Here is a 26,259-nt window from a genome sequence, read left to right on the forward strand (position 1 = left end):
ATTTAACAATTTTACTTCAAAGACACTAACAATGTCAATTTTTTGACATGTTTTTGACTAGTCTTAACCATATGACTTTTTTTAAAAAAGCCGATTTATCTGCGCATATATTATTCAACATACTCATTTTAAAACGATGCCAATTGAAGAATAAAGATTGATGCTTTTTAAGTCGTGTTAGCTACATGAGCGATTCAGCTATGTAAATATGTTATTAAATGAACATAAATTTACCCTCTATCGGTTATAGGTAGTAAAAGTTTAGTTAATTCGATTATTACTGGGTCTGAAAATGCAAAAAAGCCTGCAATTTTATGCAGGCTTTATGGGGAATAAAATAATGTATATAGCTAGCTACTAGCGTTAGCTGCATGACGATAGCTTTGCATCGCCATCGTATTATCACCCAGTTGCTCTTGTACTTGCGCTAAAGCTAACCATCTAGTGCGACTTGGTGCAATTTGACAGGCATTGTACCAATGTATTTTGGCTTGCTTAAAATCACGAGTTTGTAAGGCTAACTTGGCCAAACATTCTTGGTAATTGACAACATTTTCATGTGTTTGCTCAAATTTGCTGAGCAGCTTTCGAATATCATTATCATGCGCGGTAGCTATTTCAGCTACCGCATCGAATAAACTCTCAACAGGGTTAGATTTCAACTGTTTATAAAGCAGTTTTAATGCTTCATCTTTACGTTGTAGCTTACATAATCCATAAAGATAGGCAATTAGGGTTTGAACTTGATTACGTTCAGATTTACTTAGCCAGCCCCAACATTTGTCGAGTTCACCCGCCGTTGCTTCAGCAGCTTGATTGATTAAATGGATATTAGCTTGGGTCGTTATTTCGATGATTTCCTCATCGGAATAAATATGTCGCTTAGCTAAAGTCGGTATAATTAATTTAAGCGCTACCCAGTCTTGTTGAGCTAGATATAAATCAGCTGCCAGCTTGATAACTGAGTCTTTACTTTTGCTCGTTGGATCAAGTTCATTCAACAGGATGCGGGCTTGAGTTAATTCGCCTTGTTTCAATAAATAGCGCGTGTGAGTAGTCAGTACAGCCTTTTTGGCTAAAGGATCCAATTGTGCTTTAGCAAGGTACTTATCACGTTCAATGGTTTTATGTTGATGTTGTGCGGCTCTTGCTGCAGCAAAATAATTAAGCGCCGGCAGCTCGCCATTTTCAGCACCTTTTACCATGGCTTTCTCAGCGGTAGGCCAATCCTCTTCTGCTAGGGCTAATGCACCAATTAAAGTTTGTTTTTTGGCTTTTTTAATACGCCAACGCTCAGGTAAATAGCGACTACTTAACACTAAAGTCAATAGCAATACTAAGACCCTTTTAGTCAATGCTAAGCCAATATAAAAGGCTATTAATGCAAATAAGCCAAAAGCTAAACTGGTTTCAATTTGATAGTCCCATATTGCTATGTAAATATAGCCTTTGGTTTCTAAAAGATACGGTGTGACACACAAACCTAACAGAATGATAATCACATAAGCCAACATTTTTATCATAGTGCTGGCTCCTCTTCAGGCATCATTTTCCCGTATGTCATTAACTGTTGTAACAGTGGGGTAGATTTAAACTGATAAGCATTAACTGACTCAATAGACAGCTGTGATAATACTTTAAGCTGAGCAAGTGTATTTTGGGTGCGACGATCACTAGTATCAAAATACTGGTTTACCCAACGATGAGCATAATTAATTGCACTGTGATAACCCTGTTGATCATAGTTATGTAGTGAAAACTGAGCTTGTAATAATTTTAGGCGCACATTTTCCACTAAATACCATTGTTGTTCTAACGGCAGTAGCGGTTCTAAATCAGTGGTGCGTTCGCGAATAGTGATAAAACCTTCAATAAATTGCTTAAATGACTTAGATAAATTCGTTTGCCAGTCATCAATAGAATCAGATAGAGGTTCAGCTAATTCATCCACGGCTAAATCTGTATCAGCTTGATTTAAGGGAAGGTTAGCTACTTGGTCTATTACCGCATCAATGGCATACACAGAGCCTGCGACATCGGTCGTTTTAATCGAACGCGTTGCGGCAATATCCTGTGCGATGGCTTTACGCAGTTGATGTAAGGCGGGATCTTTCATTGCTTCAATGCGGTTATCGGCCGACTGCAACAAGCTTGCTGCAGTTTGAGGGTCTTTTTCAAGCCACAGTTTTCTACTTGCCATACGCACTAGATAGTCGGCTTCAGACGCCATCCAATGGTTCGGACTGCGTTGAGCGACTACTGCGACTCGTTCTTGTAGTTGTTTTTGCGCCTCTTGCAGCACAGCCAACTGCTGATAAGCTTTTGCATCATTGGTTTGTTGCTGTTCTAATTGGGCAATACGTTGGCTTGGCTCGGATAGTGACTGCTGTAATTCTTGTTTTAGCTTTTGATTGTTTGTTTCAAGCGTAGTTAATTCAGCGGCTAACTCTTGCTGTTGATTTTGCTGACTTTCTTGTTGTGAATTGAGTTGTAAATAAAGCCAATAACAACCAGCAATAGCCGTGCCAGCTGCAATCCAGCTAATAACAATACTTAATCGAACCCACCATGAACTGCGTAACTTACGAAGCCGACTTGAAGGGCCTGGTTGACGTTTTGGCGTAGGAGAGGCTGCTTTAGCAGCTTGAGGTGAGTCGCCCTTTGCCTGAGGTTTAGACACTACATCATGAGTATCAACTTCAGTGGATTCGAGTTTGTTATTTTCCATGAACAGTCCTTGAAAGCAAAATACGACAAATTGATAGTGAAAGGCTCACTATCATTGAACAGTGTTAAATAGTGAAATTACGCTGTTAAGCCCAATGCGACAAGTATTGCCTGAGTATTTGCTCCATTTGCATTGGTTACTTTATGTAAACCTAATGCATTTGCCTGTAATTTCACACGATTACTTGGCACTATGATATGACATGAATCTAACCATGCAAATAATTCTTTTGGAATTAACGCAATTAAATTGGTTAATATCTCACCACTAGTGACCACAATTGTGTCGATACCGAAATCTACCCATTGTGGAACAACCTGTTGATTATCGAGTGTTGGCCGCGAGCGTTGGTATACATCCCAATAGCTGACATTAGCCCCCCGCAGTTCGAGTTGTTCAGCTATTGTTTCGCGCCCACCTGAGCCGCGGCAGATAATAAAGGATTGTTTATTAATATGTTGCAGCTGTGGTAATGATAAAAGCCCTTCACTGTCTTGGCTATTTTCTGGGGCAGAAAAAACAGTCAAGTTGTATTGCTTTAATGCTTCAGCCGTGGCTTTACCTACAGCAAAGTAGCGACATTGAGAGGGGAATGATTTATGACGTTTTTCTGCGGCAAATGCCACCGCATTAGTGCTAATAAAAATGAGATTGTCAACGTCATCAAAAAAAACAGGGGCTGGTAGGTTAGTCGCTTCTACACCTAGAAGTGGAGTGACTATATGAGCAACTTGATACTTATCAAGTTGCTCAATCATATCTTGATTACGACCTTCTGGACGTGTCAGCAAGACTTTCATATTTTAGCCGTTACTGGGCGTAAACCGCATCAAGAATGGTTTTAGCACCACGACTTAATAAGTCATTCGCCAGTGCCTGCCCAAGTTCGATAGCCTGTGTTTTCTCACCAGCGACCTGGCCAGTAATCACCTGGCTACCATCAGGATTACCCACTAAACCGCGAAGTGTTAAGGTGTCGCCGATAATTTCGGCATAGGCACCAATAGGCACCTGACAACCGCCCTCCAGGCGAGTATTCATGGCGCGCTCTGCTAATACACGATAACGGGTTTCTAAATGCTCAAGTGGTGCTAATAAGTTTTTTACTCGCTCATCATTAGTGCGGCACTCAATTCCCACTGCACCTTGGCCGTTTGCGGGTAATGATTCCTCTGCGGAAATAAAGCTGGCGATACGCTGTTTTAACTCAAGACGAATTAAGCCAGCAGCAGCAAGGATAATGGCATCATAATCACCACTGTCTAGTTTGGCCAAACGGGTACCAACATTACCGCGTAAATCTTTGATGACCAAATCAGGGCGAGCAGCACGAATTTGACATTGACGACGTAGGCTTGATGTTCCTACAACAGCACCTTGCGGTAATTCACTGATAGTTTTATAACTATTAGACACGAATGCATCGCGGGGATCTTCACGCTCACAAATTACTTGTAAGCCTAGTCCCTCAGGAAAGTCTACGGGTACGTCTTTCATTGAATGCACAGCAATATCGGCGCGGCCTTCCATTATGGCAACTTCAAGTTCTTTGACAAAAAGCCCCTTACCACCCACTTTAGCTAATGGTGTGTCTAAAATAACATCGCCTTTAGTGCTCATTGGCAGTAGCTCAACAATCAAGCCTGGATGAATGCGTTCTAATTCAGCTTTTACAAACTCAGCTTGCCACATTGCCAGTGGACTTTTACGGGTTGCAATACGAATAGTGTTTTCAGACATGGCCATATTTATCCATCAACTAACAGTAATTGCGCTAATGCTAACATTGGATTAAGGAGTTTGTCATAACTGTGTTGAAATTGTTTGAAGTTGCGCGATGATTTTATCATTTGACCTTAATCTACTTAAGTTAGGGGGCGATAAAGTAAAATAATAAAGAAACTATTTTAACGGACATGATGCAGAGGTTTAGCCCTACTTAAGTTTATTTAAATGCTATAAGCAGTAAAATTAACGGTTAGCGCTTATTTGGTAGCCATCGAAGTTATTATCTGAATTCGGCTGTCTTTAGTTTTGTTCTACGACCTTTGGTCAGATTGCTAAAACTGAATTAAGTGTTAACCTTGTCACATTGAATTGATTTTTTTTGATATAGATCACTTTCGTGCATCCATATGAGTTAAAAGCTATGGTTTGAACGATTAAAGTCGCTGAGGTGAGTGGTTTAAGGATTGAGTCTTTGCACGATTTTCCCGATTTAAATACTGACAATACTAGCGCAATTTATCGTGCTGAAAAATTAAATTCGTTGAGGTTACAACGAGTTAAATTAACCTTGCCCGATCAACAATATCAGTTGTTTTTGCTCATACCTTATCTTTTACAGATTAATGATATTCAATTGCCCGGGTTTATCGATGCAGCAACGCCATCGGGAGTTTGTGATTTCACATTTTCATCTGTAATTGAACAAGCGTGTCAAGCTGCCGGCGTACCATACATATCAACAGTGTCTGAGCAACCCTATGCATTTGAAGGCATTTACGCCATGGGAAGCTCATCCAGTTTTGGTCAAAACCTCAATAGTGATGTTGACATCTGGTTAGTGCATCACATGACGTTGAGCCAAGCAGATATAGACCGACTCCGTGCAAAAGCTTCTCAGTTAACCGCTTGGTTTGTTCAATTTGATTTTGAAGTAAATTTTTATCTTATTCACCCTAACCAATTCCGCGAATGCAGTTTGTATGAAAACTGCCAACCATTGGGTGAAGAACACAGTGGGTCGGTTCAGCATTGGTTGTTACTGGAAGAGTTTTATCGCACCCATATTCGATTAGCTGGTAAACATCTTGCTTGGTGGCCGGAAGCGACTGGCGATGCATTGCTGTTTTTAGGTGACTTGAAAAACTTGCCTGCCAGCGAGTATTTTGGCGCATCTTTGTGGCAGTTATATAAAGGTCTCAATAAGCCGCATAAAGCGCTATTAAAAGTATTATTACTTGAAGTTTATGCCAGCGAGTATCCGCAAAATCATATGGCCACAGAAGAAGTTTGGCAATATTGTTTAAATGATAATTTCTCTGACGATAATGATGCCTACCTTATTCTATATCAACGTATAGAGCATTATTTGTTATCTCGCCGGGAAGTTAAAAGGCTTGAAATTGTACGACGCTGTTTTTACCTTAAATGCGGCATCGCATTATCTGAACCACAACAAACACAGCATGATTGGCGCTATCAAAAACTCACAGATCTAACGGTGGATTGGTGTTGGCCAACTAGTCTACTAGTCACTTTAGACAATGCGACAAACTGGCATTCTGGTCAGTTACAATGGTTTAATCAGCAGTTAAACGAGTTGCTGCTTGCTAGCTATAAAAACCTGCTTCAATTTGCTTCTAAACATGAACTTAGCGATCGCATGCGAGTTGAAGAGCTTGGCCTATTAGCGCGTAAGTTACATGGTTTTTTCAGTGATGATCCCCATACTTTGCCGCCGCTTAATCCACTGTGGAGTCAAAATGTCAGTGAACCACAGCTCGCAGTATGGTTTTCAAAAAAGAAGGCCCAATATCAATTGTTTAGGGGCGTCAGTAACGCGGATAACCTCATCGGGCAGCAGGCATTGTTTGTTGGAAAAACAGACGTAGATGTGGTGGCTTGGGCGGTGATGAATGGTTTGGTTACCGACAGAACATATTGGTATAGCATTGGGCGAAATAAAGCCTATGCCACCAAATTAGCACGCTTAGCCAAAGGGCTAATGCAAAATGTTAATCATACGATTGAAGTGACTAAACGCCATTTATGCCAACCTTGGTTTTATCAGCACATCATTGTTATCGCCAATATGGATAATGATGTAACTGAGCAATGGCATGGACAAGAGATCATGGTCGATTATATGAATGGTGATATTTTGTCGCTAGGCCGTGATAAGAAAAATATGGTATCGAGTATTGATATTATCAGCTTAAATAGTTGGGGTGAGTGGCATAGCCACAGATTTGAAGGTGAATTAGCAGTGCTAGAGGCGCTATCTTTTTTAGTACTAGGATTGAAACGCGCTAACGCACAAAGTCAGTTATCGGTATTATCCTGCTCAACTAAGTTGGTCAAACAAATTCAAGACCAACTTATTCAATTGCTAAAATTATGTCATCAAACCATTCAAAATGTGACCGACAGCCAAACACTGCTCATTGAGCTCAATATGGGCAGTCAAAAATACGGTTTACATTTTAATTCTTTGGGTATGGTTTATAACGTATTAGCCAGCTCTAGAAACATGTTCCATTATAACAGGCCACGCTTAGTCACTCACCTACCACGTCCTGAACTTAATAATGAGCCATTTTCAACGGTACCAGCAATTATTCAACGTTATATAGCTCATGGTGCAAAACAGTTTTTTTTACGGCAATTAAGCGATAAGTTGGAAGTTATTCTTGTCGATGAAACTAATATACTGACCCATAGCGTGCACGACAATATGACTATAAGCCAATTAGTGAACCAGCAGAGTTTAAGTTTTGTGAAAGACAGTCACTGCGATCAGCAAGCATTTTTTAATATGCCGCAATTTTTTCGGTTAGTGAGAAAAGAGGGCTCATTGAAGGTCGAACCTTTTGGCGTAACGGAAGATGAAATGGGCTCAGCGTTCTAGCTAAACCCATTAACAGTGGTAATAGGATTAAATGGTAATCACTATTCCACCTTGCTTAGCAATTGAATCAAGTACAAATGGCACAAAATCAATGTTATTACGGGTATCTAACCATTTACCATTTTGGTAAGAAAAGTGGTATCCACCAGTGATGGTCGCTAACCAGATCTCGTGCAAAGGTTCTTGCTTGTTGATCACAATTTGCGAACCATCTTCAAAGGTCAATTGCACTAGATTTCCGCTGTAATTGATGTCTACATCCGCGTCTTGTTCGTCAATAGCGGTTTCAATAGCGTTATCGATTGCGCTGAATATTTCATCAGCTAATTGGTGAAACTCTGTATCTGTCATAGCCATGCATTTCTATCCTTTGCTTTCTGCGAGATGAATGCGATTATAAGGCCATAATTGATCAGATGCACAGATGTTGAGAAAAATGAGACTGCTTTTATTACTTTTGCTTGCTAGCCTAGTGCTAAGCGCCTGTGGTCAGAAAGGGCCTTTATACAAAACTCCCGCGCAGGAAGATAATAAAATTTCCGCAGCGCCAATTACGGCTGACTTAGAAACACTACCAGCGGGATCAGACTCAACAGCTGATATACAGCAATAATATAGGAAACGTATTGTGGATTTTTTTACTTATCAAGACAGTCATTTATTTGCCGAAGGTTGCGACGTCAGTGCATTAGCCAAAAAATATGGTACGCCACTGTATATTTATTCTCGCGCAACGCTAGAGCGCCATTGGCATGCTTTTGATAAGGCTGTCGCTAATCATCCTCATTTGGTTTGCTATGCCGTAAAAGCTAATTCTAACTTAGGTGTGCTCAATGCCCTAGCTCGCCTAGGCAGTGGTTTTGATATTGTATCAGGTGGTGAATTGTCACGCGTTTTACAAGCCGGTGGTGATCCTAAAAAAGTAGTCTTTTCGGGAGTGGGTAAAACCATTACTGAGATGGAGCAGGCATTAAAAATCGGTATTTATTGTTTTAATGTTGAATCAAGTGCCGAGCTTGAGCTATTAAATGAGGTTGCTGGCCGTTTAGGTAAAATCGCGCCGGTATCATTACGGGTTAATCCTGATGTTGATGCAGGCACCCACCCTTATATTTCAACCGGCTTAAAAGAAAATAAGTTTGGTATTGCGATGGAGGAAGCTGAGCAAGTTTTTGCCCGCGCAGCCGAGTTACCTCACTTACATGTTAAAGGGGTCGATTGCCATATTGGCTCGCAGTTAACTGAACTAAAACCGTTTTTAGATGCGATGGATCGTATGCTGTCTTTGATAGACCGCTTAGCTGAGCAAGGTATTGTGATTGAGCATTTTGATGTGGGCGGTGGTTTAGGTGTGCCTTATAATAATGAAACACCTCCTCACCCAGACGCTTACGCCGCTGCGTTACTTGAACGGCTAGGGCAACGCCCGATAAAGTTGATTTTCGAACCTGGCCGAGCCATTGCTGCAAATGCAGGTATTTTTGTCACTGAAGTGTTATTCCTCAAAGAAAACAGCGACAAACGCTTTGCCATTGTTGATGGTGCAATGAATGACTTAATTCGTCCATCGCTTTACAGTGCGTGGCAGAATATTATTCCTGTTAACCAAACTGACGCACTAACCCAAGCTTATGATGTGGTTGGCCCAGTATGTGAAACCGGCGACTTTTTAGGTAAAGACAGACAATTAGCGCTTAAAGCTGGCGACTTATTAGCAGTGCGTTCAAGTGGCGCATATGGATTTGTGATGTCATCTAATTATAATTCTCGTCCTCGGGTGGCAGAAGTGATGGTTGATGGCGAACAAGATATACTGGTGCGTGAGCGTGAAACCGTGGCGCAACTTTGGCAAGGTGAACACCTGCTACCTTAATGAGTAAATGGAAAAGGAAACACCTTTGATTCAATTCACCAAAATGCATGGGCTAGGCAACGACTTTATGGTCGTTGATGGTATTACCCAAAATGTATTTTTTTCGCCAGAGCAAATTCGTCGATTAGCTAATCGAAATTTTGGGATCGGTTTTGATCAATTATTATTGGTCGAGCCGCCCTATGATCCCGATTTAGATTTTCATTATCGTATTTTTAATGCCGATGGCAGTGAAGTTGAGCAATGTGGTAATGGTGCGCGATGCTTCGCTCGTTTTGTGCGTAATAAAGGCTTAACCAACAAGAATAAAATTCGGGTGAGTACCAGTTCGGGCAAAATAACCCTGCGTATTGAGCGAGATGGTTTAGTCACAGTCAATATGGGCGTACCTGTCACTGACCCGAACCACATTCCGTTTAAAGCTAAAAAGAGTGAAAAAACCTATTTACTGCAAACCCCTATGCAAACTTTTTTATGTGGTGCTGTATCAATGGGCAATCCACATTGCGTGCTTGAAGTAGAAAATGTAGAAAATGCCGCAGTTGCGGAAATAGGTGCCATGTTAACCAACCATGAGCGATTCCCAAAAGGGGTTAATGTCGGCTTTATGCAAGTCATAAGCCCAAGCCATATTAAGCTTAGGGTTTATGAGCGTGGCGCTGCAGAAACACTTGCTTGTGGCACTGGCGCCTGTGCCGCTGTTGCTGTGGGGATACTGCAAGATAAGTTAGACAATGAAGTGCGCGTAGACTTACCCGGTGGTTCATTAACCATTAATTGGGAAGGTGAAGGTAAGTCGTTGTGGATGACAGGCCCTGCTGAACATGTATATGATGGTCAAATACAGCTGTAATATTTAGGTAGATTAAATTTTTATGAGTGAGATAACGTCAGCCGCTGATGTGGCATCAAACCAAGATTCATTATCAGACGCACTATCGGGTATCGATGCAATCGGTCAAGATTTAGGCGCTGAAATGTTGGCGAACTTTCGTAACCAAGTGCTAGATGAAAATCTAGTGCGTGATTATTTACTCGACAACCCTGAGTTTTTCAATCGTCACCCTGAGTTACTGATTGCGCTTCGGTTGAATCATCATGAGCGTGGCGCGGTATCACTGGTTGAGCGTAGACAAGAAATACTGCGCCAAAAAGTGACTCAGCTCGAAGAAGAAATTACTGCGTTAATGAATGTGGCAAAGCAGAATGAACGTATATTTATGTTTAATAATGAATTGTCATTTCAACTACTGGCTTGTAAGGAGCTTAGTGAACTTAGGCAAACCTTGTTTGAAGGGTTAAAGGCTGAATTTGGCTTTACCCATGTGCGTTTAATTACCGTTCACGATATCGACAGTGAACTGGCTAACATTTGGCGTCACCGTATTCAAAATAATTACTATTTTGGCCGATTAACTCAGTCAGAATCAAAACGCTTATTTGGCAGTGAAGTTGGCTCTGTTGCGTTAACTAGGTTATCGGATGAAAATGGTCAGGTCATATTTGCCATAGCCAGCGCTGATGCGACTCATTTCCACCCTAATATGGACTCATTATTATTAAGCCAATTACGTCGTTTACTCAGCCATTTATTAGCAACATTTTAACCTAGTGGTTTGTGACTGATTGGTACATGGTCAAATCTTGGTGTTGTGTTCTCCAAATATAATATTCAAGGCTATGATTTTCAAAGCTGTAGCGTTCAAGATACTGCTGCGTATCAGCATAAAGCAGGAGTCGCCGTGATGACACAGACAGATTGGCAAGCTAAGTATCGCCAATACTTGACCTTTGAGCGTCAGTTATCTGATTACACTATTCGCAATTATTTTTTTGAACTCAACCGTGCTCAATCCTTATTGGGCGAAGATATTTATTTACATAATGCTAACCGCGATCAGTTACAAAGTGTGTTAGCCAAATTACATCGACAGGGTTTAAGTCCGCGTTCAATTGCATTAAGCTTGTCGGCACAAAAACAATTTTATGCTTTTTTACTGCGTGAAAATGTTATAGCAATAAATCCTGCTAAAACCCTCAGTGCTCCCAAACAAAATAAGCCATTACCTAAAAATATGGATGTCGATGCCGTCAGCCATTTACTCGATATTGACGCTGATGATCCGCTGGCTATTCGAGATAAAGCTATAATGGAGTTATTTTATTCCAGCGGGCTTCGTTTAGCCGAATTAGCCGCGTTAAATTATGATGACATTCAGTTTGATAACGCAGAAGTTAAGGTCATGGGTAAGGGCAGTAAACAACGGATTGTGCCAATTGGTAAAGTGGCTATCAATGCGTTAAAAGTATGGTTTACCTGCCGTGAACAAGTGTTTTCTTTACATCCCAATGATGCATTGTTTATCAGTAATCAAGGCAAGCGATTATCGCACCGTAGCATTCAAGCCAGAATGAATAAATGGGGCCAAGAGCAGGCGTTATCGGTTAAAGTGCATCCGCATAAGTTACGCCATTCTTTTGCGACTCATATGCTTGAATCTAGTGCCGACTTACGGGCAGTACAAGAGTTACTGGGCCACGCAAACCTGTCTACAACTCAAATTTATACTAGCTTAGACTTCCAGCATCTCGCTAAAGTTTACGATGGTGCTCATCCTAGAGCGAAAAAAAATAAGGGCAACTCATAATGGTGCACACGTTAGCGCAGCAAAGCCAAACGGGTATGATTCAATATCAACGGCTCAAACCTTTTAAAGCCATTAGTTTTGATTTAGATGACACCCTATATGATAACAAACCCATTATCGTTAAGGCTGTTGCGGAGTCATTTAGTCTATTACACCGTAAGTACCCTAAATCGTCCCATTGGACCGCAGTTGATTGGCAGCGTTGTAAACTTGCATTGCAAATGCGGCAACCTGAGTTAGTGCATGACACCTCAGCGGCGCGCTATGCTATGCTGCGTGAAGGGTTAATTCAGTTGGGTTACAGCGAAATTGAATCCAGCCATGGGGCGCAAGCTGGGTTAGATTGTTTTCACCACTATCGCAGTGATTTCACCATTGTCCCAGATGTGCTTGCTACGCTTAATACATTAAAACAGTACTTTACTTTAGTGGGTATTACTAACGGTAATGTGGATGCTAGCCGTATTGGTTTAGATACTGTCATGCAGTTTGTTTTGCATCCAGGATGTGGCGTTAAAATGAAACCGGCAGGTGATATGTTTGATTTAGCCTGTAAACAGCTGGCGATAAAACCGTCAGAATTATTGCATGTTGGCGATCACCCTAACTCAGATATTGTCGGGGCTAAAATGGTCGGATGTCAGACTGTTTGGCTAAACCCTTGCCAGCAAAAAAGGCATAAAAACCCTGCGAGTTTATTACCCCATATCGCGATTGATCAGTTGTCGTTATTGGTTAACTTGATTTAGGTTTTAGCACCACACCTGCGCGTTGTTTCATTTGATCAACTTGCTCATGACTGGCATGCATATCAGCATCACCTACTCGGAAATAACTACCACCGTAGGGTTCTGTGCCGATATAGATAGGTCGAAGCTTGGGATCCACCGCAGGAACATGAATTCGAATCAACTTCTTACCCATAATTTCAATAATTTGTACATCAGTAGGTGAGAGAATATTGTGGCTGATTTTTTGCGGGTTATTAAGGATTTGCCAAATTTCACTGAGCATAGGCATAGGGTTAACAATACCCTCGATACTAAACTCTCCATGGTCTTCCTTTACCCCTAGAATAATTTCACCCCCTAAGGTATTGGCAAACGCGCTATAGGTTTCCCACATAACTTCTGGCAATTTTCCATTACCGTCGCGGCCACCAGCAAGCTTAAATTCTACTTGGGCAGACTCATGAAGATTGGCAATATCATCTAATGCAAAAGTGGGGTAATTATGAGTACTCATAGGATTAGTCAATAATTAATATTCTCAACTTAGCTTATGAATAAATAACTGAAAAAGAAAGCTAAAAGTGAAAACAGTTATCAATACAGCAGAACTGACAGGATAAAATGCTCAGATAAGAGTTTATTATCCCGTTCTGAAGTGAGCAGTCTATAGTGCCAGTGCTTTGGGAAATAGTAGATTATTTTCAAGATGAATATGCATTTGTAAGTCAGCATCAAATTCTGCCAAGGTTTTATAGCAGGTGCGCCATGTGTTACAGGCACCTTCCGGCACTTGATAGTTACTCGTTATTTGTCTCAGTTTGATCAGAATATCAGCGGTATTACCATGTTCATGTTCCATCACATTAATTGGATTACCTATGTGACCAAAACAGCCATTTATCTCTTCCCCTACACTTAATGAGCGAATAGCAGGGAATAAAATCCGTTCTTCTTTCATTAAATGCGGCATTAACTCAGCCACTAATGAATTTACCCATTGAGCTAAAGGTAGTATTTCATCATGGTCATCGCCGTGGGCATTGACCATTATCTCAGTATACTCTTGCAACAATGGCGCGGTATTACGCACGTATTTATGGTGGGTAGCCTCAATGTGATTAACCAACTCAATCAATGACAATTGATCTAATTCAGCCAGCTGTGCTTGGTGTTCAGACGAGCATGATTCAAGGGTAAACATTGCGATTCCAGAAAGGAAAACAGTAAAGCCGAATTCTAAATGCGTCTTTAAATGGTGCAAGTTAATCCGCACTGTTCTGCTAGGCTAATCACAACTTATTTGCTAATGAATGTCGCAATGTGGCTATTTCAACGATTATACAGATTTAGTAAGGCGGTTTAGTAGCAACTATTTGCTCAATAATTAAACCAAAACCAAATAAACTGCCAGCAACAAAGGCTACTAATAAATGTAGAGGAGAGGTGGAGTGATTGTATTAACACATTTATTCTCCAACTATATGACGGCTAACAAATACAACTATTGCGGCGACTAACGTAAATACTACAGTCGCGATTATTGAGTGCGCAGACATTCTACCTATACAGCAAATACCGTGGCCACTTGTGCAGCCACCGGCTAAATAAGCCCCAAATCCCACCAGAAATCCACCCCAAATGGTTAATCCCCAACAGGCATCTAATGTTGTAGGCAGAGTAAAGTCAGCAAAAGGTGCGAATACCCCCTAAAAAAGCCTAACGCCATATTGTATTAGGACTATTGAATTGTAAGGCGCCGCAGATTAAAGCGCTGACAGGGGGGAATTCAGTCATATTCATTTAAGTTAATGGTAAAATGGCAAGTTTATCGTATGGCAAAAATTTACCTAGATATGCTTAATGAGTGATTCATATTAAGCAGGTATAATGCCGCTATTATTGAATGCTAAGAGTCATATTGATGAAATTAAGACATGTAGATAAACCGCAATATCGTAAGATGACTAATCAAGTCCAATTTGGCGTTATAGCCATTTTAGCGATTTCGTCATTAGTCTTTGGCCAAATGTTAATCGCGATATTGAGTTCGGCAACCGTCGTGGCTGGTCAGCCAACGGGCAATTTTTATTTTAATTTTGGCGGCGTAATTATGGGTCTTATGCTATGCACTTTAGTGGTAAAGCATGGCCGTAAAAAACCTCAGTATGCTGATGTCTATTATGTTTGGCAGCTGAAACAATTACAGAATAAAATTTATCGTAAGCTTAATGCGATTCAACAAGCCGCTGCTGACAATAATGTTAACGCGTTAACTATATTATGTTTTTATTATCAAAGTTTAGCGATTGTTTATGAGTTAGATAACAATACCTTAACCATGACAGAAGTGAATCGACAAATCAGCTTATTAGAACAGCAAATTAAAGACAGCAATTTGAGCTGTAATGCAGATGATTTCAAGGTAGAACTGTTAGGTGATTTTTAACTAGCAACTTAAGCTGCAAATGTTTTTATATCATTGTCGAGTAGGTACATGAATATAAAAAGCCAAGGTTGACGCCTTGGCTTTTTGTTACTTTTTTTGTTGCGAAATAGTCGATAAAAATTAAATTGCGATGCTATTAACCGTTAGCTTCACATCAATATTACCGCGAACCGCATTTGAGTATGGACACACCTGATGCGCCGCCTGAACCAGCTTCACAGCATCATCTTGCGCTAAATCTAACTCAACCGCTAATGCGACAGTAAGCGCAAATCCTTTAGTATCATTCGGGCCAATGCCTACAGTAGCGGTTGTTGGTGCAGCTTTAATAGCGACTTTCATTTCACGCGCCACGTGTAAAATAGCGTTTGAGAAACAGGCTGCATAGCCAGCGGCAAATAGTTGCTCAGGATTAGTGTGCTCGCCAGTGCCGCCCATTTCTTTTGGATAACTCAAACCGACATCGAGTTTTTTGTCATCTGTAGTTACTTGACCATTACGACCAGCTAATGCTGTTGCTGAAGTTGTATATAAAGTTGTCATAGGAATACCTCAAAAAGTAAGTTAATTTAAGTTGTGTGCAATTTAATTGTGCTAACTATAAATGATGTTTTTGGAATGCGCAACTAAATTGTGCGCAATTTAATTTATGTCAATTAAATAACCCAAATCTTCTATTAATATAACTCCATACTTAAGGGGGAATTCTTAGTCCAAACAAACTCCATATTTGAGCTCAATCAATCCTCTTATCTCAACCTTAGTGATGACATTTATGACTCAAAACTTAACTAAAGTTGGATGATAAAGCCTTTATGTAACGATTTTGTCATGCGATTGTCATCCTGTATTCGCACAATAGCCATGCTTGTCTGACCTGTTGCAATGATTAACATGCAGACACCATCATTGACTTAAAAGGAATATCGAATGAAAACAGGGTTAAGTCGTCGCGACTTTTTAGCTATGTCAGCCAAAGGCGTTGGCGCGGTTGTTGTGTCATATGGATTAATGGGCTGTAGCAGCGATGACGAAGAGATCTACTCTGGTCAATTTTTACAAGGCATTGCCAGTGGCGACCCAGCCAAAGATGCAGTGATCTTATGGACCAGGGTCACTCCAGATGTTGAAGCTGATATCACAGTGTCATGGGAAGTGGCCTTAGATGCTAATTTTAGCCAAATAGTCACTAATGGAGTAATGAAAACCAACGCCAAACGTGACTATACGGTGAAAATTGATGCGGTTGGCCTTGAGGCTGGCAAAGGATACTTTTATCGCTTTAAATCGGGTAAATATGCTTCAGACGTTGGTATGACTAAAACCTTACCAGAAGGCACTGTTGATTCGGTCAAATTAGCTGTGATGTCATGTGCAAACTACCCTGCGGGCTACTTCAATGTATACGCATTGGCGGCCGAGCGTGATGATTTAGATGCGGTTATTCATCTAGGAGATTACTTGTATGAGTACGGTCGTGGTGGGTATGCCAGTCAGGATGCGGCAGCTTTAGGGCGTGAAGTATTGCCCGCTGGCGAATTATTGTTACTCAATGATTATCGCACGCGTTATGCACAATACCGTGGTGATATGAGCTTGCAAAAACTGCACGCTAAAGTCGCTTTTATCACTGTATGGGACGATCATGAAGTCGCTAATGACACCTGGAGAGAGGGCGCTGAAAACCACAATGACAATGAAGGGGACTTTGATTTACGCAAGCAAGCGGCACTGCAGGCATATTTTGAATGGCTACCCATTCGTCCTTGGAGTGAAGGGAATCATCAAGAAATATACCGTAGCTTTAACTATGGTGATTTAGTTGATTTGCATATGTTAGATACTCGATTGCTGGGGCGAGACAAGCAGCTAGATTATGCGGATTACATGGACCCGGTGACAAAGGCATTTAATAGCGGCGCTTTTTTAGGTGATGTGACTAACGTTAACCGCACCATGTTAGGTCAATCTCAATTATTATGGTTGCAACAAAGCTTACTTGAATCGACGGCGAAGTGGCAGGTGCTAGGTCAGCAAGTGTTGATGGGTAAAATGCTTCTGCCAGCGGCTATTGCGACTCAACAAATGAGTATTCCTCAATTTGCTCAGCTGGCGACGTTAGCCCAATTAGCCGCGCGTGCGCAGGCGGGCGACCCTACATTATCCGCGCAAGAGTTATCTTACTTACAAGCTAATCAAAGTCAGTTAACCCCTGAGGTGCTAGCCTTACTTCAATTGCCTTCTATTCCTTACAATTTGGACGCTTGGGACGGATACGCCTATGAGCGAGAAGTGATTCTGGCGACAGCTAAATCGATGCAGCATAACTTAGTGGTTATCGCTGGTGACACTCACAATGCTTGGGCAAATGAGCTAACAGACAATCAAGGTGAAGTGGTTGGGGTTGAGTTTGCGACCAGTTCAGTGTCTTCACCTGGGTTAGAATACTACTTAGGCCTATCTGACGCTGAAATGCCGGCAACTGAAGCTGCAATAGTGAATCTTATCGCTGATTTAAAATATGCTAATTTGAAAGATCGCGGTTACTTATTGCTGACCTTTAGTGCCGAAGAAGCTAATAGTGAGTGGCTATATGTGAATACGATTAAAAATAAATCATTCACTACATTAGTTGAGCGCTCTGCTTCCGCTAAAGTTAACATCCAACAACCAAAAATCATTTTTGGGTAACAATGAATCACATCAGCCTATGCCGCAGTGGCATTGGCTGATGTAGTCATGGCTATAATCTGATAGTTATAATGTGGTTGCTTACTTTGTTGCTTACTTTGTTGCTTAGTCTATGGTCAGGGCCACAATTTTTAGTGGATGATTGTCATCAAAGGAAGGGAAGTCTTGGTAGCAATCAAGCCATTCAATATTAATGATTTTTCGACCTTGTTTTTCAACGCAGCGGACTAGGCTGTCCAACCAAGATTGGCGTTCCACTTTGGCGACATTGTTACAGCAAACAATGGTTCCGCCGATCTTAGTGGTCAGCATTGCGGGCTTAAATAAGCCTTGATAGTCGTTAATTAAGTCGACCACCCCAAAGACGCTTTTTGCAAAGCGTGGCGGATCTAAAAAGACTAAGTCGAAAGTGGTTTTAGCGAGTTTAGGGAACTTGGGCAGTTTTTGATTACGACGTCCGCCCACAGGTAAACCGGCTAGTTGGCGTAATGCAGGAAACGCATCGCTTTGCACAAACTCACATACAGATTCAACTTTATTCAGTGCGGCATTTTTTTGACCTGCTGCTAATGCAAAAGATGAAAAATCGACATTCATTACCCGCTTGGCGCCGCCCACAGCGGCCGCAGTTCCAATACCACAAGTGTATGAAAATAGATTTAACACTGTTTTATTGTGACTGTGTTTTTGCATGTATTCACGACCAATACGCATGTCTAAAAACAGTAATGGGTCTTGGCCTTCATGGCGTAACTTAGTGGTAAAAGCTATGCCGTTTTCATGCATCACCTGTTCCGACATCGCATAGTCTTGCGCTTCATTGACTAAGTTATTGGCGACGCGAGAATTTTTTTGCGAGCGGTCGTTATACACTACAAAATAATCACCATGTTGCGCTAAAACCTGGGTGATTTGCTTAAGTTGATCTTCATTGAGTGTGTCATGAAATGATTGCACCAACCAAGCATCACCATAGCGGTCTATGTTTAAGCCATTGGCTCCCTCTACTGTGCCATGAAATACCCGATAACAATCAGTATTATTCAGCTTAGCTTGCACAAAAAAGGCTTGGCGCTTGAGCATTGCTTCAGCAAGCACTTTGCTAAAATCTATTTCATCTGATGTCGTCAGAGAAGGGGAAGAAGGCGTTTGAGTGGTCATAACAGAAGTCGCTTGAATGTGGTTGCAAGCCGACTATTATATCAGAGAATTTTAGATGGTTTCGAATAACGACAAGGTTTATTTACGCGATTAATTATCTAACACAGGGTGAACCTTAAATGTTTTGTCGGCAACAATTTTATCGTTCAGCTCTAGCGTCATCCGCCAATCCCCTGTCTTATTGTCAACGGGTGACCATATGCAGTCGCCTAAATAAAACTTCCAATCGTTTTCTTTAATAAAGACTTCACCATCAAAAGGAGGACGAGTATTGCCCTCATCATCAGGTATATTAGGATGATAAATACAATAACGTAGCCGTTGGTTTTTAGCTTTACGGATGCGGACAATAAATCCAAACTCGATATCTAGCGTGGCAGGAACATGTACTGTTGCCTGTAAGAATTGTGGCAACTTTTCACTTTGGCTGTCCCATCGGCTAAAGATGCCGCTGTAAACAATGCTCACATCGGGTTTAAGTTTGCTCACTGATGATGCCTTATTGCCTTAGCTGTTATATGAACTCTATTAACAATTAGTGTGGTGCGTTGTTATCTTGCAAGTGCTTAAGCGCTGCTTGCAATGCAAATTGATAGCCCTGTGCACCTAAACCACAAATAACCCCAATCGCTTTGTCAGAGAAGTATGAGTGATGTCTAAAGGGCTCACGGGCATGTACATTGGATAAATGCACTTCAATAAATGGAATAGCTACGCCTAAAATTGCATCGCGGATCGCCACACTTGTGTGGGTAAATGCCGCTGGATTAATAATGATGAACTGTGCATCAGTTGCATGAATAGCATCAATGATTTCATGCTCAGCGTTAGACTGAATATGCTCTAACGCTACCCCTGAGGAGGTCGCCGCACCTTGTAATTCAGATACAATGGTGGCTAAGTTTTGTGTGCCATAATGACCTGGTTCACGACGTCCCAGTAAATTTAAATTAGGGCCGTTAACTAATAAAATTTTTGCGGTTTGGCTCATAATAATCCTTTGGCAATCTTAACTTGGTGAGGTTATTCACTATTTCAGTTAGCTTGTTTTTAACGCAAGTTAGCGGTTCAGTAAACTTAAATTTATTCAAGGAAAGGTTAATCAATCAAATCGCGGTTTACCCTGGCGCAGTGCTTTAGTGGCTCCGCGTTGTTTTTTGGTTTCTATGCGGCGTTTTTGGCTGCCTTTAGTCGCTTTGGTTGCAATACGCTTTTTGGCGACAATGGCGGCATTTTTTACCAGCAAAATAAACTGCTCCAGTGCCTGCTGTCGGTTGAAATCTTGACTGCGGGATTGCTGACACTTAATAATGATTTTACCGCTTTGGGTTATGCGGTGATCAGCTTTAGCCAATAACTTTTGTTTATAAAAGTCGGGCAAAGACGATTCATTGATGTCGAAGATCAGTTGCGCAGCGGTAGACACTTTATTGATATGTTGGCCACCCGCTCCACTTGAGCGCACAAATTGCCACTCAATCTCTTTGTCTTCGATAGTCACGCTATTAGTAATATTTATCATACTGTAAAGGGTATCACTTTTTAGATTAAAAATAGTTATATATTGGCGACGGTAATATTTGTTATGATTCGCGTCATTGAAGTGAATGTCTGGTAAGCCTATTTTATTCGGCACTTATCCATGACACCGGAGCTATTTATGTTATGCCAAATTTCTGATATCGCCAAAGGCGTTATTAGCCTGTTTGTAAGCGGTCGTTTGTCTGCTAAAGATTATCGCTCATGTTTACAACCCGCTATTCGAAACTATCGTAAAGATTGGGGCCAAGTGTGCTTATACATTGAAGCCGATGTGCTGTTAGAGGGGTGGGAGTTTGGCTCATTAACCGGCAGCGGTGAAGTACAGTTGCCTGAGTTTGATGCATTAGTGTTTGTTGGTGGTCCTGATTGGGTGGGTAACTCGGTCAGATTAATGGGCCCGTTTATGCAAGGTGAAGTGGCATGGTTTCCATTAGCACAAAAGCAAGATGCGATTAATTGGATCACCAAGCGTTCGCAGCACAAAGCTTAAGCGCAATAAACAAGCGCAATAGATATTTGTATTATAAGAGTTGGGCCGTTAGTCTAATTCAGCCTTAACACATCAAGGAAGTACTATGTTATTCAGAAAATTATTAGCATTATCGGCAGTGGGTATTTTCACCTTAGGCCTAACAGCATGTACACCAGAAGTCGGCAGCGACGCCTGGTGTAAGCAAATGAAAGAAAAAGAAACTGGTGATTGGTCTGCCAATGAAGCCGCTGATTATGCTAAACACTGCGTATTCAAATAAACGCTGTTTTAGATGACCAGCATGAGTCACCTTAATTCGTTTTCAATGATGCGTTCAATTAAGCTATTGATTACTATTATTGTGCTGCAATTTGCCGGTGCGAATTTGGGTGGCCATCAATTACATATTGGCAATAGTGCAGAAGAAAAAAGCAATCATGCCCATGTGCAGTTCACGCCTACCTTAGATATTGCCGCCCTTAGTCAGCTAGCGGAGTGCATTCAATGTAGTTGCGCCGCAGACGGTGCCCGCGAGCATGCGCCATCCGATGACCATATTCACCCAGCACCAACAGACAAAATGGTTGATTTATGCCTAGATTGTCAGTGTCACGGTGGTTTAGTGGCCATAGTGCTGCCCGATAATATCGATACGACCGAGCAAGCTAATCAACAACCGTTACAAACAGTTCAATCCTATTTTCCTCCCGCTTTAGGTGCCACGTACCGCCCCCCGATAGTGTAAATCCTGTTTAAATTCATTCATTAAAGGTTTGCTGTTGTTACTGGCAAGCTTGATTATTTTGTATGGCTAAATTGAATGCTTATCGCAGTATTTCAACTTGGTCATGTTTGAGTTCTAGGATTTACTAATGACAATTCCAACTATTTATTCGCCGATAAATACGCGTTTTTTAGCATCGTTTTATTTGATAACACGCCAGTTATTATGGCTCGTTATTATCAGCTTTGGGCTAACGCTTTTTAGCAGCAAAGTGATTGCGGGTGATGATCATGCTCCGCAGCAATCAAAGCCACAATCGCCTTCGTCTTATTCGCAAGAGGATGATCATGATGAGGCATTAACCTTAACGCCGCAGCAACGAGAGTTGGCCAACATTCAGGTTGAAACGCTGACATTTAGTCCATTTGATCTCACCTCTGTTGCGACTGCGCAGCTGGTGGTTGATAAAGACAAAACGGTCACTATAGCACCACAGCTTGCGATGCAGGTATTAAAGCGCCATGTGGTGCCGGGTCAGCAAGTGAAAAAAGGCCAGGCTTTATTAACCTTAGGTGGCACCGAAATAGCACAGGCACAGGCCGATTATATTAACGCCGCCACAGAATGGCAGCGGGTTAGCCGGATGAGTAAAGGGACAATTAGTGCCAGTGAAAAAATGCGCACCGAGGTCAATGCTGAGCTTAAGCGGGCGATATTAAACGCCATCATGATGAGTAATGAGCAAATATCAGCGTTAACCACATCGCCTCAATCGATTGGCCAATTTCAGTTATTAGCGCCAATTAGCGGCCGAGTGCAACAAGATGAAGCCATGCTAGGTCAAGTATTGGATGCAGGCACACCGTTAATGCAATTAACCGATGAGTCGTTTTTATGGGTAGAAGCACAGCTAACACCGGTGCAGTCAGAACGGGTTGAAATTGGCCAGTCTGCACTGGTGCGTGTTGGGCAACGTAATGTTACGGGCGTAGTGATTGGCCGCTCCCATGAGCTCAATCCGATGACCCGCACTGAACAAGTGTGGATCAGTATGGCGAATCCGCAGCACGTGTTACATGCCGGTGAATTTGCTGAGTTGTATTTTCAGCAAAGTAGTTCAAAAGGCGACAAATCAGCACAAGCCAAAAAATTATCTCCCTTAAACGGCATTATTGTGCCCGACAGTGCATTAACGCGCAGCAGTGATGGCGACTGGCAAATTTTTATTGAAGATGAAGATGGTTTTGAAGCGGTTGAAATTGAAGTGGTGCAAAGCCAGCGTGGGCTGAATTTAATTACAGGTCTAGAAAGTGGCTCGCAAGTGGTGGTGTCAGGTGCGTTTTTTCTGGCATCTGAATTGGCTAAATCTGGCTTTGATATTCACAACCACTAGGAGGCAGCTATGTTAGCAAAATTAATTCGTTCTGCCATTGAGCAGCGACTGCTAGTGGTATTAGCCTTATTGGCTGCCATGCTTGGCAGTATTGCGATATTGCCAAAATTAAATTTGGATGCGTTTCCTGACGTGACCAATGTGCAGGTCACCATTAACACCGCCGCTGAAGGCCTAGCGGCAGAAGAAGTTGAAAAGCTGATAAGTTATCCGGTTGAATCAGCCATGTATGCTTTACCTGCGGTAACCGAGGTACGATCGCTATCACGCACTGGCCTGTCTATTGTCACCGTGGTATTTTCCGAAGGGACTGACATTTACTTTGCGCGTCAGCAAGTGTTTGAGCAGCTGCAAGCTGCTAAAGAATCCATTCCTGCGGGGGTCGGCACACCTGAGATTGGCCCTAATACCTCAGGGCTAGGGCAAATTTATCAATATATGCTGCGGGCTACGCCAGAATCCGGTGTGGCAGCGGCTGAGCTTCGCAGTATCAATGACTACTTAGTTAAGCTGATATTAATGCCCGTTGGCGGCGTGACTGAGGTGTTGTCTTTTGGCGGCGAAGTGTTGCAGTACCAGGTGCAAATTGACTTGAATAAACTGCGCAGTTACTCACTCACCATGGAGCAAGTTATTGAGGCGCTTGAAAGTAATAACCGTAATGCCGGTGGCTGGTTTATGGACCAGGGGCAGTCGCAATTAGTGGTACGCGGTTACGGTTTCTTACCCCCGGGAGATGAAGGCATAGAGGCTATTAAACATATTCCGCTCACCGAGTTTAATGGCACGCCAATCAGAGTGATGGACATTGCCAATGTTGATTACGGCAGTGAAATCCGTGTGGGCGCAGTGACTATGACCCGTCGAAATGACAGCGGTGGAGCGGAACAACTGGGTGAAGTTGTTGCCGGAGTGGTGCTAAAACGCATGGGCGCTAACACCAAGCAAACCATTGACGACATTGAAGCGCGTATTAGTTTAATTGAACAAGCCTTACCCAAAGGGGTGACGTTTGAGGTGTTTTACGACCAGGCAGATTTAGTCAAACAAGCGGTCGATACCGTGCGTGATGCGCTACTCATGGCCTTTTTGTTTATTGTGGTGATTTTAGCGTTATTTTTGGTCAATATTCCCGCGACCTTACTGGTATTGCTGTCCATCCCAATTTCAATTGGTCTTGCCTTAATGGTGATGGCATATTTTGGCATGTCGGCAAACTTAATGTCACTGGGCGGTTTAGCGGTTGCGATAGGCATGTTGGTCGATGGCTCAGTGGTGATGGTTGAAAACATCTTCAAGCATTTAAGCCAACATGACGCACAAACCGATGTCGGTAGCCTCGATGGTAATGATAGGGACGGCGCTAGTGCTAATGTCAGCATTAGTTCTAAGGTTTGGCAAGCGGCTAAAGAAGTGTGCAGTCCTATCTTTTTTGCTACAGCCATCATCATAGTGGTGTTTGCGCCTTTGTTTGCCTTAGAAGGTGTGGAAGGTAAGTTATTTCAGCCAATGGCTACTAGCATTATTTTGGCCATGATTGCCGCGTTAATTGTTGCCTTGTTTGCCGTGCCAGCACTGGCAGTTTATGCATTTAAACGCGGTATGGTGATCAGGCAAAGTTGGCTACTGATGCCAATTGAACGGCTTTATCGACAGCTGCTTAGCATGACCTTAGCGCGCCCTAAAACCGTGATGTTAATTGCATCATTGATGTTTGTTAGCAGTATGGCGTTATTGCCGCGTTTAGGCACAGAGTTTGTGCCCGAACTTGAAGAGGGCACGATTAATTTACGCATCACCTTAGCGCCCACAGCGAGTTTAGGCACCTCGATAGAAGTGGCGCCTAAGTTAGAGGCCATTTTGCTGAGTTTTCCTGAAGTCGAATATGCCCTGAGTCGCATAGGTGCACCAGAATTGGGCGGCGACCCAGAGCCGGTTAGCAATATTGAAATCTACATTGGCTTAACACCCGTTGAACAGTGGCAAAGTGCCTCAAATCGCTTTGAGTTACAGCGATTAATGGAACAAAAGCTCAGTGTGTTTCCGGGTTTATTGCTGACGTTTTCACAGCCAATAGCCACTCGTGTTGATGAGTTATTATCAGGGGTTAAAGCGCAGTTAGCGATTAAAATATTCGGCCCTGATTTACAGGTATTATCAGCCAAAGGTCAGGTCTTATCTGAACTGGTGCAGCAAATTGATGGCGCGGTAGATGTGTCGCTGGAACAGGTTAGTGGCGAAGCACAATTAGTGGTTCGCCCTAAGCGTGAATTGTTGGCGCGCTACGGTATCAGTGTCGACCAAGTGATGAGTTTAGTCAGCCAAGGTGTCGGTGGTGTTAGCGCAGGACAAGTGATTGATGGCAATGCCAGATACGATATTAATGTTCGGTTAACGTCATCACAACGCAATTCACCTGATGTATTGCGTGACTTACTGCTCACTGGGGTGAGCGGCGCAACCGTGCGTTTAGGCGAAGTGGCCGACGTTGAAGTCGAGATGGCGCCACCCAATATTCGCCGCGACGACGTGCAGCGCCGCGTGGTGGTGCAAGCTAACGTATCGGGTCGAGATATGGGCTCGGTTGTGAATGATATTTACGCCATCATCCCACAGGCTGAATTACCTGCAGGCTACACAGTCGTGGTCGGCGGGCAGTATGAAAACCAACAGAGGGCGCAGAAAAAACTGATGCTAGTGGTGCCTATTTCAATCACGCTAATTGCGCTATTACTGTATTTCTCATTCGGCTCAATTAAACAAGTGTGCTTAATAATGGCAAACGTCCCGTTGGCACTCATTGGCGGTGTGATTGCCTTATTTGCCACTGGCACTTATTTGTCGGTGCCCAGTTCAATCGGCTTTATCACCTTATTTGGTGTGGCCGTACTCAATGGCGTGGTGCTGGTGGACTCGATTAATCAACGCCGCAAAAATAGCGTAGAGGTCAGTGATAATGAAAGCCTGTATACCAGCGTTTATGAAGGTACAGTAGGGCGATTACGTCCAGTATTAATGACCGCGTTAACCTCTGCTTTAGGCTTAATTCCTATCTTGTTATCAACCGGTGTCGGCAGTGAAATACAACAACCATTAGCGGTAGTGATTATTGGCGGATTATTCAGTTCAACCGCATTGACCTTGTTGGTATTGCCCACGGTTTATCAATGGCTGTATAAGGGTAAATAACACTCACTTAAGTGGATGACACCAAGCC

The 26,259-nt window shown here is 42.3% G+C and carries 26 protein-coding genes and 1 pseudogene; 14 read left to right on the plus strand and 13 right to left on the minus strand.

Translation table 11 applies throughout. The annotated features are described in order from the left end of the window. Window positions 1–350: 350 nt before the first annotated feature. The 4 genes from ACRWQM_RS01985 to hemC all read right to left on the minus strand — a co-directional run bounded on the left by ACRWQM_RS01985 (window position 351) and on the right by hemC (window position 4,468). Window positions 351–1,523, minus strand: coding sequence for a heme biosynthesis HemY N-terminal domain-containing protein (locus tag ACRWQM_RS01985; protein ID WP_434931089.1), 1,173 nt, complete (start codon window positions 1,521–1,523; stop codon window positions 351–353). Beyond that, window positions 1,520–2,728: a uroporphyrinogen-III C-methyltransferase gene (locus ACRWQM_RS01990; RefSeq protein WP_434931090.1), complete on the minus strand. Its 1,209-nt coding sequence runs from the start codon at window positions 2,726–2,728 to the stop codon at window positions 1,520–1,522. The genes ACRWQM_RS01985 and ACRWQM_RS01990 overlap by 4 nt, the downstream gene beginning before the upstream one ends. Window positions 2,729–2,805: 77 nt before the next feature. Next, a complete protein-coding gene (locus ACRWQM_RS01995; RefSeq protein WP_434931091.1) occupies window positions 2,806–3,528 on the minus strand; it encodes a uroporphyrinogen-III synthase in 723 nt (240 codons plus the stop codon). 10 nt (window positions 3,529–3,538) lie between these two features. Next, window positions 3,539–4,468: a hydroxymethylbilane synthase gene (gene hemC, locus ACRWQM_RS02000; RefSeq protein WP_434927295.1), complete on the minus strand. Its 930-nt coding sequence runs from the start codon at window positions 4,466–4,468 to the stop codon at window positions 3,539–3,541. 460 nt (window positions 4,469–4,928) lie between these two features. Here hemC and ACRWQM_RS02005 point away from each other — a divergent pair, with 460 nt between their 5' ends. After that, window positions 4,929–7,361 (plus strand): class I adenylate cyclase, encoded by a 2,433-nt coding sequence (locus tag ACRWQM_RS02005; protein ID WP_434931092.1) that lies wholly within the window; start codon window positions 4,929–4,931, stop codon window positions 7,359–7,361. A 27-nt stretch (window positions 7,362–7,388) separates the two neighbouring features. Here ACRWQM_RS02005 and cyaY read toward each other — a convergent pair whose 3' ends face one another. Then, the gene (gene cyaY, locus ACRWQM_RS02010; protein ID WP_434931093.1) at window positions 7,389–7,718 is read right to left on the minus strand and encodes an iron donor protein CyaY; all 330 of its coding nucleotides are present in this window, start codon (window positions 7,716–7,718) and stop codon (window positions 7,389–7,391) included. 79 nt (window positions 7,719–7,797) lie between these two features. On the opposite strand from cyaY, the gene lptM reads away from it, so the two are divergent. From lptM to ACRWQM_RS02040, 6 genes are all read left to right on the plus strand, one after another. Continuing rightward, window positions 7,798–7,974, plus strand: coding sequence for an LPS translocon maturation chaperone LptM (gene lptM / locus ACRWQM_RS02015; protein ID WP_404829999.1), 177 nt, complete (start codon window positions 7,798–7,800; stop codon window positions 7,972–7,974). A 15-nt stretch (window positions 7,975–7,989) separates the two neighbouring features. Beyond that, complete coding sequence (gene lysA, locus ACRWQM_RS02020; protein ID WP_434931094.1) at window positions 7,990–9,234, plus strand: diaminopimelate decarboxylase; 1,245 nt, start codon at window positions 7,990–7,992, stop codon at window positions 9,232–9,234. A gap of 25 nt (window positions 9,235–9,259) precedes the next feature. Continuing rightward, window positions 9,260–10,087 (plus strand): diaminopimelate epimerase, encoded by an 828-nt coding sequence (gene dapF, locus ACRWQM_RS02025; RefSeq protein ID WP_434931095.1) that lies wholly within the window; start codon window positions 9,260–9,262, stop codon window positions 10,085–10,087. Between the two features lie 124 nt (window positions 10,088–10,211). Then, complete coding sequence (locus ACRWQM_RS02030) at window positions 10,212–10,841, plus strand: DUF484 family protein (RefSeq protein ID WP_434931954.1); 630 nt, start codon at window positions 10,212–10,214, stop codon at window positions 10,839–10,841. Between the two features lie 138 nt (window positions 10,842–10,979). Continuing rightward, window positions 10,980–11,882: a tyrosine recombinase XerC gene (gene xerC / locus ACRWQM_RS02035; protein WP_434931096.1), complete on the plus strand. Its 903-nt coding sequence runs from the start codon at window positions 10,980–10,982 to the stop codon at window positions 11,880–11,882. Continuing rightward, window positions 11,882–12,631 carry an HAD-IA family hydrolase gene (locus ACRWQM_RS02040; RefSeq protein ID WP_434931097.1) on the plus strand — a complete coding sequence of 250 codons (750 nt, stop codon included), beginning with the start codon at window positions 11,882–11,884 and terminating at the stop codon, window positions 12,629–12,631. The genes xerC and ACRWQM_RS02040 overlap by 1 nt, the downstream gene beginning before the upstream one ends. Here ACRWQM_RS02040 and ACRWQM_RS02045 read toward each other — a convergent pair. The 3 genes and pseudogenes from ACRWQM_RS02045 to ACRWQM_RS02055 all read right to left on the minus strand — a co-directional run bounded on the left by ACRWQM_RS02045 (window position 12,618) and on the right by ACRWQM_RS02055 (window position 14,289). Then, a complete protein-coding gene (locus ACRWQM_RS02045) occupies window positions 12,618–13,127 on the minus strand; it encodes an AlbA family DNA-binding domain-containing protein (RefSeq protein WP_434927290.1) in 510 nt (169 codons plus the stop codon). The two genes, ACRWQM_RS02040 and ACRWQM_RS02045, sit on opposite strands and share 14 nt — an antisense overlap. Before the next feature lie 150 nt (window positions 13,128–13,277). Further along, window positions 13,278–13,766: pseudogene (locus ACRWQM_RS02050) on the minus strand (hemerythrin domain-containing protein); the annotation flags it as partial. A gap of 313 nt (window positions 13,767–14,079) precedes the next feature. Further along, the gene (locus tag ACRWQM_RS02055) at window positions 14,080–14,289 is read right to left on the minus strand and encodes a YeeE/YedE family protein (protein WP_434931955.1); all 210 of its coding nucleotides are present in this window, start codon (window positions 14,287–14,289) and stop codon (window positions 14,080–14,082) included. A gap of 245 nt (window positions 14,290–14,534) precedes the next feature. Between ACRWQM_RS02055 and ACRWQM_RS02060 the strand changes: the two genes are divergently transcribed. Further along, complete coding sequence (locus ACRWQM_RS02060) at window positions 14,535–15,059, plus strand: DUF3087 family protein (RefSeq protein ID WP_434931098.1); 525 nt, start codon at window positions 14,535–14,537, stop codon at window positions 15,057–15,059. Between the two features lie 120 nt (window positions 15,060–15,179). On the opposite strand, the gene ACRWQM_RS02065 is transcribed toward ACRWQM_RS02060, so the two are convergent. Further along, the gene (locus ACRWQM_RS02065; protein ID WP_434927288.1) at window positions 15,180–15,602 is read right to left on the minus strand and encodes an organic hydroperoxide resistance protein; all 423 of its coding nucleotides are present in this window, start codon (window positions 15,600–15,602) and stop codon (window positions 15,180–15,182) included. Between the two features lie 387 nt (window positions 15,603–15,989). Here ACRWQM_RS02065 and ACRWQM_RS02070 point away from each other — a divergent pair, with 387 nt between their 5' ends. Continuing rightward, window positions 15,990–17,750: an alkaline phosphatase D family protein gene (locus ACRWQM_RS02070; protein WP_434931099.1), complete on the plus strand. Its 1,761-nt coding sequence runs from the start codon at window positions 15,990–15,992 to the stop codon at window positions 17,748–17,750. 105 nt (window positions 17,751–17,855) lie between these two features. Here ACRWQM_RS02070 and ACRWQM_RS02075 read toward each other — a convergent pair whose 3' ends face one another. The 4 genes from ACRWQM_RS02075 to arfB form a co-directional block, all read right to left on the minus strand. Continuing rightward, a complete protein-coding gene (locus ACRWQM_RS02075; RefSeq protein ID WP_434931956.1) occupies window positions 17,856–18,863 on the minus strand; it encodes a class I SAM-dependent rRNA methyltransferase in 1,008 nt (335 codons plus the stop codon). A gap of 138 nt (window positions 18,864–19,001) precedes the next feature. Then, on the minus strand, window positions 19,002–19,400 hold the full coding sequence (locus ACRWQM_RS02080; RefSeq protein ID WP_434931100.1) for a DUF3859 domain-containing protein: 399 nt from the start codon (window positions 19,398–19,400) through the stop codon (window positions 19,002–19,004). Window positions 19,401–19,446: 46 nt separating this feature from the next. Beyond that, window positions 19,447–19,902 (minus strand): type II 3-dehydroquinate dehydratase, encoded by a 456-nt coding sequence (aroQ, locus tag ACRWQM_RS02085; protein WP_226413017.1) that lies wholly within the window; start codon window positions 19,900–19,902, stop codon window positions 19,447–19,449. A gap of 111 nt (window positions 19,903–20,013) precedes the next feature. Continuing rightward, window positions 20,014–20,433: an alternative ribosome rescue aminoacyl-tRNA hydrolase ArfB gene (gene arfB, locus ACRWQM_RS02090; protein ID WP_434931101.1), complete on the minus strand. Its 420-nt coding sequence runs from the start codon at window positions 20,431–20,433 to the stop codon at window positions 20,014–20,016. A 138-nt stretch (window positions 20,434–20,571) separates the two neighbouring features. Here arfB and ACRWQM_RS02095 point away from each other — a divergent pair, with 138 nt between their 5' ends. From ACRWQM_RS02095 to ACRWQM_RS02115, 5 genes are all read left to right on the plus strand, one after another. Next, on the plus strand, window positions 20,572–20,943 hold the full coding sequence (locus ACRWQM_RS02095) for an STAS/SEC14 domain-containing protein (protein ID WP_434927286.1): 372 nt from the start codon (window positions 20,572–20,574) through the stop codon (window positions 20,941–20,943). Between the two features lie 85 nt (window positions 20,944–21,028). Beyond that, entirely contained in the window at window positions 21,029–21,205 is a 177-nt protein-coding gene (locus ACRWQM_RS02100) for a DUF3012 domain-containing protein (RefSeq protein ID WP_226413023.1), read from the plus strand. 21 nt (window positions 21,206–21,226) lie between these two features. Continuing rightward, window positions 21,227–21,670: a hypothetical protein gene (locus tag ACRWQM_RS02105; protein WP_434931102.1), complete on the plus strand. Its 444-nt coding sequence runs from the start codon at window positions 21,227–21,229 to the stop codon at window positions 21,668–21,670. Window positions 21,671–21,797: 127 nt separating this feature from the next. Next, window positions 21,798–23,042 (plus strand): efflux RND transporter periplasmic adaptor subunit, encoded by a 1,245-nt coding sequence (locus ACRWQM_RS02110; RefSeq protein WP_434931103.1) that lies wholly within the window; start codon window positions 21,798–21,800, stop codon window positions 23,040–23,042. Window positions 23,043–23,051: 9 nt separating this feature from the next. Further along, a complete protein-coding gene (locus tag ACRWQM_RS02115) occupies window positions 23,052–26,231 on the plus strand; it encodes an efflux RND transporter permease subunit (RefSeq protein WP_434931104.1) in 3,180 nt (1,059 codons plus the stop codon). Window positions 26,232–26,259 lie beyond the last annotated feature (28 nt).

Origin of the sequence: Shewanella sp. HL-SH5, assembly GCF_051163755.1 — a bacterium.
In the GTDB taxonomy this organism is placed as follows: domain Bacteria; phylum Pseudomonadota; class Gammaproteobacteria; order Enterobacterales; family Shewanellaceae; genus Shewanella; species Shewanella glacialimarina.